A 14,567-nucleotide genomic window follows, 5' to 3' on the forward strand; every position below is an offset into this window, starting at 1 on the left:
ATGTTAATCAAAGTAGGCTCGTTTTATGTGTAGCAAAATTAATACAATAAACTACAAGAAACTAATTATTTCGTATATTTTTAACGATTAAAAGCTTTTTTTATCGTTAAAATACGTTTTAATTCTTAACCAGTTTCTTGGTAAGCACTTGATTTGTGTCTAACCTAAACACAGCAATGTACGTACCACTGGCCATTTCAGGTAGTTTAATACCATTGCTTAACGTTGAAGCTTCCACATCGGTTAGCGCCATCATAGACTGCCCTGTAATACTGTACAGTACAAACTTTGCTATATCTCCACTCATGTTCTTTACATACAGTACATTACCCCCCTTATCGTAATACATATAATTTTCTTCTGTGGATGCCTCGGCTGTACTTAGTGCCGATGCAGCATCTTGAAACACAAGCTGCAGTCTGTTATTAAAAACACCTTGCGACGAGGTAAACCTATACGGTTGGTCCTGCATAAGGTTAAAGTAATCTCCTGTAAGATTGTCCCTTAGGTAAACCTCCTGTCCTGCATCTATATTTTCTGTTTCTGAGATTTCTATCTCAAAACTATTATCGCCCGATGATCTAAAATGTAGCGGCACTACTTTATCTGCTGTTATTGCTCCGTAAGCTTGCATGTTCATGTGCTTACCTGCCATGGCTAGATTAAGGTCATTATTGCTCGCATCGTGTGCCTCTGCATCATAGCCATAGTCGTAGCCATCTGTGGTGTGCTCGCTAAACCCTAGGAGCAGCTCCCGCTTTGTGCTTGGACCTGTTACGGACCTAAACTCCAAGCGTATCTTTTGTATGCTGTCCGTATTTGAAGCACCAGTGTTCGATTGGCTAACTTTTGTACCCTTTACGCCCTGCGTCTTAAAGAACACAGAGCCGTTATTGAAATCTCCATCTGCATCGGATTCCTTAACGAACACGCGTTGACCATTGTTGAATTCTACCGTACCATCAAACGGCGTTACTCCGTCGTTCTCTATCTCCACAATAAAGCCCTGGCCTACGGGTAGATATTTTGATGGTACTTTGGTGCCTTCCAGACCTCCCGTTGTAGCTCCTTCCAAACCTATGAACTGAGAGGCTCTTACTGCTCCCATTTTATTTACCTGGGCATAACCACCGTTATAGGCATCTAGGTTGTGCGAGTTACCGCTCCATTGTTGCCATAACTGGATATCGCCCTTTATAACGCCCTCATTATCGTCTATAAACTTACCGATATCTAACGCCGACGGGTAGGGATTGCCCAACAAAAACTCCGTCTTGCTAGTGCCTGCAACTGATCCTGGACCCCCGCGATCTTCTACATCTACAAGTATTGTCCCGTTGTTGGGCTTGCCCTGGAAGATATACTGCTGCTGTGCCAAAGGTGAGCCCGTGCCTTTTTGGGTATAACCAATGCCCGGGCTAAGGGAAGTGGTCTTGGTTATTTTTGTCCAATCGTAATAGGACAAACCATTGATATAGGTGTACAGCCAAAATGTACTTATGCGCCCGTTGCCCGTGTAATCGGTAGTAAAGCGCATCCCTGCACCAGACTCGTCCCTGAGCATCTGGAGGTTATAAGAGGTATTGTTCGTGTTGTTGGCCGAGGTATTGTTGTTTCTGTAGCTCGTGGCTCGTAAGGTGCCTATTGGCGAGGACCAATAGTTGTACCAATATGGGTTGGTGGCGCCTTCCTGTCGCCTTAGTATCTTTCCCTGTGAGGAGGTTACCAGGTCGCTCGTCTCGGTCTGGATTAACTGGGAATCTCCCAGTAAATCTATAGTGCCACCTAGGTTTAAATATTTAGAGACATTTAATTGTAAATCATTAGTTTCATTTCCAACAGTAAGAACAACATCCCCGTTATCAGCCCAGTCTTTTTGGTCTACTATAAGTGCTAATGCATGCAGACCCTCCAAAGCTCCAGGATAACTAGGTTTGCTTAAAGATGTGGTTAAGGTTACGCTATTTCTAATATGATAAATACCCCAAGTATAATATTCGTCTGAATTAGATGAATTTTGAGACAACTCATCTCCTGGTAATGCCCATACATCCCCATACAACCATGTGCTTTTATCGTGCCAATTGCCATCTTGCTTTGTTGTAAAAGGCATTGGTGCTGTTTGTTCTTGTATTGAAGTTATGTTGCGCAACATTCCAGAATTGTTATTCCCAGATTCATCTGGTAAGGTAAAACCAACAATATTGGTCATAGGGTAATACAACTTAAGATCGCTCCAATTTTTAGTACAAACTTGTCCAGGAGTAATGGCGCCTTTTAATTTACCTCCACTATTTTCAATTTCTTGAAATACAATTTCTTGGATCTCAGCTTCTGTAAATACGTTGTTAAAAACACGAACCTCATCTATACAACCATCGTAATATGAAGCACTGGTTTCGTTCTCCCTGCCTAACATAAATTTTTCTGATTGCGCTGTTACTTCACTGTAAAAACCAACAACATCATGTCCTCCAGGGTATGCCAAATTACGTGTATGTACCCATTTACCATCTATAAACATGCTTGCGTTATTGCTCGTAAAATCTACAGTAACAGCCACATGTCTCCATATACCTTGCTTTAACCCATTAGCCCTTGAAAATTTTGATGTATGTGAGCCTCCAACCGAAGTTTTAAAGCGCCCAGAAAATTCTAGTTTAGCCCCAGTAGCTGTTAACTCTATAGCATTATCTTCTCCAAATAAAAATACTGTAGAAGTATCGCTATCACTCAAGTCGTTTTTTACCCAGCCCATTAACGTAATACCATTGGTATTACTTTCGTTAAAACTGGACATTAATTCTTTACCTACCACATAATCGTCAATACCATCAAAGTCTATGGTAGCAATGGCAGGAGGGTTTGCATTAAATACATCTCTATAGTCTAAATCTCCTCCAGAACCTAAATCACCATCACCATCAGGAAGAATGGATAAGCTAGAAGGGTTTTCAATATCTTCATTAACATCCCAAACAGGATCATTTATATTTGTGGTTTCAAATGGATTTACTAAACCATCTGCATCCATATCTTGATTTGTACTGGGAAAAGGCATACCGTTTTCGGCCTCGTCTGGACTACCGTCATTATCAGAATCTAAATCAATATAATCTGGAATACCATCACCGTCTGTATCTTGTAATGTTAAGCCTGTTCCATAAATAGTATCTATTCCAAAAATTGATACTGTTCCACTTGGAGCCATATAACCTATTGTAGATTGCGCTTCTACATTATCTGGAATACCATCATCGTCTGAATCGATATCTAAAAAATCATAAATTAAGTAGCGGTTTCCGCTACCATTCAGATCTCCATCGGTATTCACCGGAATTGTTCCCGTACCAGCAGAACTTGGTATACCGTTTGTGGTTGGAGTTATACCAATGGCACCATCTGCGACACCATCATTATTGGCATCAGTCCCTCCAGATTCTCTAACGTCGGTAATACCGTCATTATCACTATCTAAATCTAAATAATTTGGAATACCATCGCCATCTTGATCCATATTTTCACAATACCCAGATGCACCTAGGGTACAAAAATCTGGATCTTTACTATTGGGAATACCATCCGTATCGTGGTCTGCAGAAGGGTCTACCCCTCCAGATTCATCTGTATCTTTTATACCATCGTTATCATCATCTAAATCATCTACATCACTGTAACCATCTTTATCTTCGTCTTCTAAGGTGAATATAAATAATTTGCCATCAGCATGATCTGTAGTGGAGGCTGTTAATTGTGCCTTAGTAATTACAGAACCATTAGGAGCAATATCATCTAAATAGAATAACGCAATACCAAGTGTTCCTTTGTTTTCTACTACCCTGTCGCTTAACCAATAATCTGAGTTTGGTTTAGGAGGGTTTATAGCCCCGGGAGTTCCCAATCCGTTTGGGCCTCCTGTTCCTGTTCCCCCAAAACCAAATTGAGTTGAAGTTTGATTTATAAACGTTTCTCCTAAAGACTGTTCGGCGCCTCCACCTGCGGGAATACCAAAAAGCTCTAGGTGAAGACAGTTATTTGCATTACGTTCCGTTACTGCTATAATTCCACTAGAGGTGGCCAAAATTCCAGTACCATAAGTTAATGTTTGTCGTTGCGCAGTTGTAGTAGATTCGCTTACAAAATCATCACAAATATTTCTTCCATTATAGCTGGAATTGAAATAGTGGTTTAAATTTAAATCTTGAAATGCCGATAAAGCAGAAGCATTCCATGTGCTACTTGAACTTGTATTCTCTAAATTAACCCCATTTTCAAGAATTCTATTGGCACTGTGCCCATTAGGCCCTAACTGCGTTATTTCATAGCCTGTAGGCAATCCGAAATTTAAGTAAACAATACCGTTTACTGTAATACTTTGTATGGTAGCTGAATGATTTGCTGCAGTTTGTGTATCGCTCCATTGAAACGTAACTCCAGATTGAATACTTGGTGCGTTAGTTTGAGAGGTTCCTTTTAAGTAATAGCAATACGTTAAGAGTAATGTTAACAGTAGTTTAAATTTCATAATTAATAGATTTTGGGGAAATCGAATTAATTTATAATTATTGTTTAATAGCAGTACTATTTGTAAGCCTTAGCCCACAACAGAATAACAAAATATGATGGTTCATTAGATTAATTTGTGAAATAACACTTTGAGGGAAGTATATAATATTATTTCATATGTAGGTATAACGATACCTATAACAGGGACAAATCTAGATTAAAAATTCGATAAAAGCAACATAAAATCGGATAAAGAGCAGTATTTTTTCGATAAAGAGACAAAAAATAAGATTTTTTTAGTTTCGAAACTATAATTTTGAGACTCTATTACTAAACAATAAACTCTACTACATCTTCAATCTTAGAAATCAATTGAATTTTAATTACAGTGTTTTTAAGTGCTATTTTATTGTATTTGGATACAAAAATTGTTGAAAACCCTAATTTTTCGGCTTCTAAAATGCGTTGTTCTACACGTTGTACAGGTCTAATTTCTCCAGACAAACCAACCTCGGCGGCAAAACAAAAATCGCTCTGTAAAGCCACATCTTCATTTGAAGATAGAATTGCCGCAACAACTGCTAAATCTATAGCAGGATCGTCTACCGTTATGCCTCCGGTTATGTTTAAAAAAACATCTTTTGCACCCAACCTAAAACCAGCTCTTTTTTCTAAAACAGCTAATAACATGTTTAATCGTTTGGCATTGAAACCTGTAGCACTTCGTTGAGGCGTACCGTAAACCGCTGTACTTACAAGGGCTTGCACTTCAACCATTAAAGGGCGCATGCCTTCTAATGTTGCAGCAATAGCGTTACCTGAGAGCTCTTCATCTTTTTTAGAAATTAATATTTCTGACGGATTTGAAACCTCCCTCAATCCAGATCCTTGCATTTCATAAATACCCAATTCGTTTGTAGAACCAAAACGGTTTTTATGTGCTCTTAAAATTCGGAATACATGGTTTCTATCGCCTTCAAACTGTAAAACAGTATCCACCATATGCTCTAAAATTTTTGGTCCAGCAATGTTACCATCTTTAGTAATGTGACCAATTAAGATGACTGGAGTTGCTGTTTCCTTAGCAAATTTTATAAGCTCCGTAGTACATTCTTTTATTTGAGAAATACTTCCAGAAGATGACTCTATATAATCGCTATGTAGGGTTTGTATAGAGTCTATTATAACAATATCTGGCTCTAAAGCCTCTATTTGCTTAAATATATTTTGGGTTTTAGTTTCTGTGAGAATATAGCAATTGTTATTTTCGGGGTTAATGCGTTCTGCCCGCATTTTTATTTGCTTTTGGCTTTCTTCACCAGAAACATAAAGCGTTTTATATGGCAACTTAAGTGAAATTTGAAGTAGCAATGTGCTTTTCCCTATTCCAGGTTCGCCACCCAACAATGTTAAAGAACCAGGGACTATTCCGCCACCTAAAACACGGTTAAACTCATTGTCTGAAGTATTTAATCGTGCTTCTTCTGAAACATCAATATCTTTTATCTGCAATGGTTTTGAAACACGTTTTGATGGACTGGAAGCTGTCTTCCAATCGCTTTTTTCTGGTTTTTGCAGCACCTCTTCCGCTATAGTATTCCACGCTTTACAAGCATTACACTGTCCCTGCCATTTTGCATATTGTGCGCCACAATTTTGACAAAAAAATGTTGTTTTTACTTTTGCCATATCTGTTTTTATCCCCTCTAAAAGAGAGCCGTAAGTTTAGGTTTAAAATATTAAACTAGTATCCAAAATCTTGCTTAATAGCATCTGCAAGTTGTAGCACTTTATCTTTTGTAATACCTGCGATTTCATCTAAGGTATAAGCCGATTGATACGTTTTCATCGCTTTTTTTGGCTCTCCTGTTTCCTCATAAAACCTTGCCAAATAATAATTTCCCAATAGCGTTTTGGGATAATGTCTACGCGCTAGTTTTCCAAGTGGTTCATAATATTCAAATAGCTCGTTCTTCTCTATTGCTGCTGCGATTGCTTTAAAATCGTTAATCAAAATCTTTTTTTCTATTCCAAATAAATCTTGAATGGCTTGGTATTTCTCTTCTAGATATATTACTGGAGAAATTTCTAATTCTAAAATCTCATCCTTATATTCTTTCTTACTTATAGGCTGAAATACCTTAAATATATTTTGAAGCGCATTGGGGATAGCATGTGCTGGCCCAGAGTAATGTGAGGCATTTTCGAAGGTATTAAAGCTGTACGATAAATTATCGTTTTCTATCGCAGATACATCGGTGTGCAAAGCTTCTGTCATTTGTTTTAAAGATGAAGTATCGCCTTCGGAATTGCTTAGATAATAAAAAATTTTAGACTGTGTTTTAGTTAAGCTCTCAGGAATATACGCTAACATATTTGGCGCCAATTCTGGACTAACAACGATGTAAGCCTGAAACAATGGGTTTGACTTTAAAAGATAATAATTGATAAAGTTTGCCGTATTACCATGACCAACAGCTACCTTAAAGTTTACTGTCCTGTAGTTAGCCTCTATATATGGCAAAAGCTCCATACCCAAAAACTCGAAAAAATTAGCACCTGTTTCCACAGGTAATGAGTTTTGTTCGGAATATAAGCAATCTTCGTAACGCGTATCTACTTGGTTTACCCCTACTACAATGGCCTCTGGCATATCTTCCCAATAAGAGTAATAATCTACGTTTCCTGCTACGGCCTCAAATAAATAATCACCATCGAGCACAATAAAAATAGGATAACTTTTATCTTTATTAAAATCATATCCTCTTGGTAGTTGAATTTTAATTTGCCGTTCTTCACCCAGTTTAGCCGATTGAAAGTTTTCGTACTTTACTTGCGCATTAACTACTGGTATTAACACAGCTATTAAAAAAACAAAAATGCATGCGTTTTTCATTTTCAAAAATAATTTGAGATTTTAATAGCGGCAAGGTAATAAATTAACTTAGAGATTGAAAGTTAACAATACTGCTACTTGATTGCCTTTTTTCGGTTAAAAATTGGTAAATAAATAAGAGATAATCCTCCAAATACAATAATTAGTAAAGTTTGTGATCCCCACATAATCCATCCAAAGGCACGACTAGGGTCTTCGGGAATATTAAACAAAGTAAATGCGAGAACTACAGCTTCAGGATAAGAGCCAATGCCACCGTTTGTGGCAGCAATACTAAAACTTGCTGCTATAAAACCAATTAATATGGCCGCAAAAGGCACATAACTAGTTTCTTCTAAAGCAAAAGAGGTTACATAAAACATAAGAACATACATAGTCCATATAAAAAATGTATGAAAAATGAATGCCCACTTTTTTTTCATTTTAAAAATACTCAAGGCGCCTTCTATTAAACCATTTACAAAACTTTTAATTTTTAAGGCTATTTTTAAATTACTGCGTTTTATAAAAATTGTAAAAACTATACCAAAAAACAAGAGCAAAAAAACACCCATAATTATTTTAGTTGGGTTAAATTTTTCAACCAAGAAACCGTATATAAAATCAAATTGCAGAAAAAGGGTAACCACTATAATACAAAACATCATAATTAAATCTGCAATGCGTTCTGCTACAATGGTTCCAAAGCCTTTTTCAAAAGGTACGCCTTCGTAATTTGTTAAAATAGAAGCCCGAGCTACCTCGCCAGCCCTTGGAACAGTATAATTAATAAGATATGTCGCAAAAACTGCCATTACACTATTACCTAACTTAATATGATAACCCATGGGCTGTAACTGAAAACGCCACCTGTAAGCCCTAGATAAATGACTTAATAAACCAAAGAAAACACCTAATGAAATAAATGTGTAATCGGCCTTTTTAAAATAGCTGACTAATTGTTCAAGTGATATTTGAGATAAAGAATACCAAACCAAAAACACCCCTAATACTAGTGGAATTGTTATAGTTAATATTCGCTTTATTTTAGGATTCAACCTTTTATTTTAAGAGGTTAGTAGCTTCATCTGGAAACACTAAAGAAGGTTTAAATACTTTTGCTTCTTCTATATCCATAAAAGCATAAGTAATTAAAATTAACGTGTCTCCTACAGAAACTTTTCTAGCAGCTGCACCATTTAAAGTGATTTCACCACTGTTTCGGGGCCCTGGTATACAGTAGGTTTCTAAACGTTCCCCATTGTCGTTATTTACAATCTGAACTTTTTCTCCCTGTATAATGTTAGCAGCATCCATTAAATCTTCATCAATAGTAATACTACCAATATAATTGAGTTCTGCACCTGTGCATTTAACTCTATGAATTTTAGATTTTACAACTTGAATTTGCATGTGGCAAAGGTAATTAATTTAATGCGATATTATCAATAAGTCTAATTTCGCCCGCATACACAGCTATAAAGGCTCTGTACTTTTTTTTATTTAATTTTCTTTTAATTGGTTTTAAGGTTTTAGCATCAGCGATTAAAAAATACTCTAGTTTTAGTGTATCGTGGTTTTTAAACTGATTTTCAACCCATTCCATAACTTTATTAGCACTTTCTGTGCCAAATTTTATTTTGGCAGTTTTTAGTGTTTTATATATAAACGGCGCAGCAGTTTTATGGTTGGGCTTTAACCTTGTATTACGAGAACTCATAGCTAAACCACTGGGTTCTCGATGAATTTTACAGCCTACTATTTTTACGGGAATATGATGCTTTTCAACCAGCTTTTTAATAATTTGCAATTGCTGAAAATCTTTTTCACCAAAATAAGCGCTATCAGGTTTCACAATTTCGAAAAAACGCTTTACTACAGTACCAACACCATCAAAATGTCCTTGGCGAAATTTTCCTTCCATTTCAAACTCCAAACCATCAAAATCAAACGCCTCAGATATGGCATGCCCTTCATAAATATCGTCAACCGTAGGCGCATAAACCATAATTTGGTCTTTACTAACTGTTTCTAATAATTCTACATCATTTTCTAGCGTTCTAGGATATTTCTCTAAATCGGTTTTATTATCAAATTGTGTTGGATTTACAAAAATACTCACCACTACAACATCATTGTCGCCTAATGCCTTAATTACCAACTGTAAATGGCCTTGGTGGAGCGCTCCCATGGTTGGCACCATTCCAACACTTAAACCTTTAGATTTTAATGCTGCTATTTCGGTACTAATTCTATCTTTTTCTGTGTAAATCTTCACTTTGTAATAAAAAATTAACGGGTGCAAACTTAAGATTTTACGGGGACTTTGCATAAATTTTTGTACTTTTGCGTGTTTTTATTTTTGAATCTGCAAAAGCAAACCATATATGAAAGATAAGAGGATATTGTATGTATCATCTGAAGTAGTGCCTTATTTACCTGAAACCGAAATTTCTTCAATGTCGTTCGAGGCTCCCAGAATGGTTAATCAACAAGGTGGTCAAATTAGAATTTTCATGCCTCGTTATGGCAATATTAATGAAAGAAGACATCAATTACATGAAGTGATAAGGTTATCTGGTATAAACCTAGTAATTAACGACCTAGACATGCCTTTAATCATTAAAGTAGCCTCTATTCCAAAAGAGCGTATTCAGGTTTATTTTATAGACAACGACGAGTATTTTAAAAGGAAAGCTACCTTAACCGACGAAAATGGAAAGCTTTTTGACGATAACGATGAACGTGCAATTTTCTTCGCAAAAGGTGTTATAGAAACGGTTAAAAAACTCAATTGGTCGCCAGATATTATTCATGTACACGGTTGGTTAGCCTCTTTGTTACCTTTATACCTTAGAGAATACTACAAAGACGAGCCGCTTTTTAACGAAAGTAAAATAGTTACTTCGGTATACAATCAAAGTTTTAACAATACGTTAAATAAAGATATGGTCAATAAGATTAAATTTGACAACATAAACGAAGAAGCTATAAAACCGTTAGAAGAGCCTACGTACAATAATTTAATGCAAGTTGCTGTAGATTATTCTGATGCTTTAATTATAGGTTCTGAAGTTTTACCAGACAATTTAGAGAAATACATTAAAGAATCTAACAAACCTGTTTTAGAATACAAAAGCAAAGACGAATTTGGTGAAGCTTACACTCAGTTCTTTAGCACTGAAGTTTTAGGTTAATCCCAATCGTCCTTTAAGATTTATGAAGAAGATATTTAAAGCCCTAAAATACACCGTTGCTGTGTTGTTTATTGTATTGGCATTTGTAGCGTGCGACAGAGAATACAGCTCTATTGAAAGTGATGTTCTTGGTGAAAACAATTTTAATTTTAACGCTAGCCAGTTAGAAGTACCTATTATAACCTATAATAGAAATTTAAGTGGGCAACAAATAAATGGTTTAACATCAAATCTATTAGGCTTTTTTAACGATCCTATTTACGGCACAACAACTGCAAGTATTGTTACCCAAGTAACACCTACTAGTTTTGCAATTAACAGCGCAGAAATGTTTGGTATAAACCCAACGGTAGAATCTGTAACCTTAACTATACCTTATTTTAGTACTCAAACAGGTGTTGAAACAGATGGAACTCCTATATATAGACTAGACTCTTTATTTGTTGAAAACAACAACCCAGAAAACATAAAGCCTATAGCCCTAAAAGTTTACGAGAATAAATATTTTTTAAGAAACTTTAACCCCAATAACCCCGAAGATAATTCTCAAAACTATTTTTCGAAAGCAGATGCATCCATAAATAGCACCGATAATTTTGCCGAAATTGAAAGCGGTACAATTAATTTTGATGACCACATTGGATTTACCTTTTTTGATGGTGATATAGAACCTAGCAGTGCCGCTAGAGCAATAACAGATACTGTAGGAGAAACATCGTCTACAACCTATTTACCTCCCGCTGAAGTAATTGAACTAGCTGAAACACCCCAGAGTAAAGCCTATTGGAAATCTCTAATCTTAGACCAAGCAGGTTTACCCACTTTAAGCAATACAAACAACTTCCACAATCATTTTAGAGGCTTATACATAAAAGCCGAAGCCAAAAATGGCGAGGGAAGTATGGTTCTGTTAAACCTAGCTGATACTGGCGCAACCCTTACCATTAACTATTCTAGTGAAGACGGAGATGACACTGATACAGATCGTGATACTGGGACTTATGTACTAAATTTTAATGGCAACAGGCTTAATACCTTTATTAACAATTATAATCCAGCTATTCTTCCAACAACGCCCAACACAACCAATGGCGATGAAAAACTTTATTTAAAAGGTACTGCTGGCTCTATGGCTGTTATAGATTTGTTTAACGGTTTAGTAGATTGTGATGGCGATGGACAAGAAGACGATGATGCTCTAGAGTGTTTTAAAAAGACTTTTAGAAAAACTGATAAAAACGGTAACGTATTAGCACCTGTAAATGAACTATATCAACTTAAGCGACTTATAAATGAAGCGCATTTAGTGATTTATGAAGACGAGACTTTTATAACTCCCGATGACCCTAAAGACGCTAATGGAGAAGATTATCATACTTACGACAGACTCTACCTATACGATTTAGGAGATAATAGCCCTATTTTAGATTACAATTTTGATGTTTCAATCGATGCTTCAAACCCTTTAGTCTCAAGATCCTTTACTTTAGGCCGAAGAATAACCGACGAAAACGGAATTTCAAAATACAAACTTAAAATTACCGATTTGCTAAACAGTATCTTAATTCAGGATATTGACAATACAAAACTAGGGCTAGTACTTTCTAATAACGTAAACTTAAATTTAAGCACACAACTACTTAATGATATTGGTGATGTTACTGGTGTACCAGCCTCTACCGTAATTACACCCAGAGGAACAGTGTTACATGGAAGCAACAGTGCTGATGATGATAAAAAAATGCGCTTAGAAATATTCTTTACAGAGTCTGAATAACAAATAAGTGGTTTAAAATAAATTATTACGTGCTTAATATTACACTAAAATGGTTTTTATCGTGTAAAATGATACATTCACATAAATAATTACAAGTCGTTGCTTTTATTTTACATATTTGTTCGTCTAAAATAACCCCAAAAAATCAAATAAAAAATTATGTGTGGAATTGTTGGATATATAGGACATAGAGATGCTTACCCAATTGTAATTGAAGGCCTTAAGCGTTTAGAGTATCGTGGCTACGACAGTGCAGGTATTGCGCTATTTGATGGTACAAACTTAAAAGTATCAAAAACAAAAGGTAAAGTTTCTGATTTAGAAGCTTGCGTAGAAACCCAAATTTCTAAAACCGGTAATCTTGGAATTGGCCATACCCGTTGGGCTACACACGGTGTTCCTAACGATGTAAACTCTCATCCGCATGTATCAAATTCAGGAGATTTAGTAATAATTCACAACGGAATTATTGAAAATTACGATTCACTAAAACAAGAATTAATAAAAAGAGGCTACACGTTTAAATCTGATACCGATACCGAAGTATTAATTAACCTCATAGAAGAAGTTAAAACTAAAGAAGGTGTTAAATTAGGTAAAGCCGTACAAATAGCATTAAACCAAGTTGTTGGCGCGTATGCTATTGCCGTATTCGACAAAAACAAACCAGAAGAAGTAGTTGTAGCCCGTTTAGGAAGCCCACTTGCTGTAGGCATAGGTGATGAAGAATTTTTTATCGCCAGTGATGCATCTCCTTTTATAGAATACACAAAAAACGCCATTTATTTAGAAGACGAAGAAATGGCCATTATTAGATTCCACAAAGGTATTAAAGTAAGAAAAATAAAAGACGATTCTTTGGTCGATCCTTACATACAAGAATTACAGTTAAACCTGGAACAAATTGAAAAAGGTGGTTACGACCATTTTATGCTCAAGGAAATACACGAGCAACCTAAGGCGATAACAGATACTTATAGAGGGCGTTTATTAAGAGATGAAGCCATTATAAAAATGGCAGGCGTAGAGGATAATATGAAAAAATTCCTTAATGCTAATCGTATTATTATTGTAGCCTGTGGTACATCATGGCATGCAGGATTAGTTGCTGAATATATTTTTGAAGACTTAGCTAGAATTCCTGTAGAAGTAGAATACGCCTCAGAATTTAGATATAGAAACCCTGTAATTACAGAAAATGATGTTTTAATAGCTATTTCCCAATCTGGTGAAACTGCCGATACATTGGCCGCTATAAAAATGGCTAAATCTAAAGGTGCATTTGTATTTGGCGTTTGTAATGTTGTTGGATCTTCAATAGCTAGAGAAAGTGATGCCGGGGCCTACACACATGCAGGACCAGAAATAGGCGTAGCTTCAACAAAAGCATTTACTACTCAAATTACAGTATTATCTTTAATAGCGTTGCGTTTAGCACGTGCTAAGGGTACTATTTCTAGTTCAGACTTTCGTCGCTATTTATTAGAGATGGAACTAATCCCTGAAAAAGTTGAAAAGGCCCTAGAAGCTGATGCCCACATAAAAGAAGTGTCTCACATTTATAAAGATGCTGCAAACTTTTTGTATTTAGGTAGAGGTTATAATTTCCCTGTAGCACTAGAAGGCGCACTAAAGCTAAAAGAAATATCTTATATTCATGCTGAAGGCTATCCTGCTGCAGAAATGAAGCATGGGCCAATTGCCTTGATAGACGAAAATATGCCTATTGTGGTTATCGCTACAAAAGCTGAACACTATGATAAAGTAGTAAGCAATATTCAAGAAATAAAATCTAGAAAAGGAAAAATTATTGGTGTAATTACCGAAGGAGACACCGTAGTAAGAGAGCTTGCAGACCACGTGATAGAAGTTCCTGAAACTATTGAAGCGCTATCACCATTATTAACAACTATTCCTTTACAATTATTATCGTATCACATTGCTGTAATGCTAGGTAAAAACGTAGATCAACCACGAAATCTGGCAAAATCTGTTACTGTAGAATAACAATATTTTTATTAAGGTTGTCTGAAAATTTTTTTAATGCCTTTCAAACTGGTAGCATATTAAGCTAATGTTTTAATTATCAGAATTTTGATTTTTAAAAAAACCGCTTTAAGTGCACTAAAGATAATACGCTTCATACAACCTTTTTAATTTACTTATTTCTATTTTTATCACTACTTTTTTATCAAAAATGTAACTTTTAATA

General features: G+C 35.9%; 9 protein-coding genes. 3 read left to right on the forward strand and 6 right to left on the reverse strand.

Annotated features, from left to right (window positions below; genetic code table 11):
- Positions 1-118 precede the first annotated feature (118 nt).
- The 6 genes from CLV33_RS03365 to panC all read right to left on the reverse strand — a co-directional run bounded on the left by CLV33_RS03365 (position 119) and on the right by panC (position 9,659).
- Complete coding sequence (locus tag CLV33_RS03365; protein WP_105472694.1) at positions 119-4,525, reverse strand: LamG-like jellyroll fold domain-containing protein; 4,407 nt, start codon at positions 4,523-4,525, stop codon at positions 119-121.
- 311 nt (positions 4,526-4,836) lie between these two features.
- Complete coding sequence (radA, locus tag CLV33_RS03370; protein WP_105472695.1) at positions 4,837-6,195, reverse strand: DNA repair protein RadA; 1,359 nt, start codon at positions 6,193-6,195, stop codon at positions 4,837-4,839.
- Between the two features lie 55 nt (positions 6,196-6,250).
- Positions 6,251-7,402 carry an alpha/beta hydrolase gene (locus CLV33_RS03375; RefSeq protein ID WP_105472696.1) on the reverse strand — a complete coding sequence of 384 codons (1,152 nt, stop codon included), beginning with the start codon at positions 7,400-7,402 and terminating at the stop codon, positions 6,251-6,253.
- 74 nt (positions 7,403-7,476) lie between these two features.
- Entirely contained in the window at positions 7,477-8,439 is a 963-nt protein-coding gene (locus CLV33_RS03380; RefSeq protein ID WP_105472697.1) for a lysylphosphatidylglycerol synthase transmembrane domain-containing protein, read from the reverse strand.
- A 4-nt stretch (positions 8,440-8,443) separates the two neighbouring features.
- Entirely contained in the window at positions 8,444-8,794 is a 351-nt protein-coding gene (panD, locus tag CLV33_RS03385) for an aspartate 1-decarboxylase (protein WP_034042051.1), read from the reverse strand.
- 13 nt (positions 8,795-8,807) lie between these two features.
- A complete protein-coding gene (panC, locus tag CLV33_RS03390; protein WP_105472698.1) occupies positions 8,808-9,659 on the reverse strand; it encodes a pantoate--beta-alanine ligase in 852 nt (283 codons plus the stop codon).
- A gap of 109 nt (positions 9,660-9,768) precedes the next feature.
- Between panC and CLV33_RS03395 the strand changes: the two genes are divergently transcribed.
- The 3 genes from CLV33_RS03395 (at position 9,769) to glmS (ending at position 14,362) form a co-directional block, all read left to right on the forward strand.
- Positions 9,769-10,578: a glycogen/starch synthase gene (locus tag CLV33_RS03395; protein ID WP_105472699.1), complete on the forward strand. Its 810-nt coding sequence runs from the start codon at positions 9,769-9,771 to the stop codon at positions 10,576-10,578.
- Between the two features lie 22 nt (positions 10,579-10,600).
- A complete protein-coding gene (locus CLV33_RS03400) occupies positions 10,601-12,355 on the forward strand; it encodes a DUF4270 domain-containing protein (RefSeq protein ID WP_105472700.1) in 1,755 nt (584 codons plus the stop codon).
- Positions 12,356-12,514: 159 nt separating this feature from the next.
- Entirely contained in the window at positions 12,515-14,362 is a 1,848-nt protein-coding gene (gene glmS / locus CLV33_RS03405; protein WP_105472701.1) for a glutamine--fructose-6-phosphate transaminase (isomerizing), read from the forward strand.
- Positions 14,363-14,567 lie beyond the last annotated feature (205 nt).

Origin of the sequence: Jejuia pallidilutea (assembly GCF_002973595.1) — a bacterium.
In the GTDB taxonomy this organism is placed as follows: Bacteria; Bacteroidota; Bacteroidia; order Flavobacteriales; family Flavobacteriaceae; genus Jejuia; species Jejuia pallidilutea.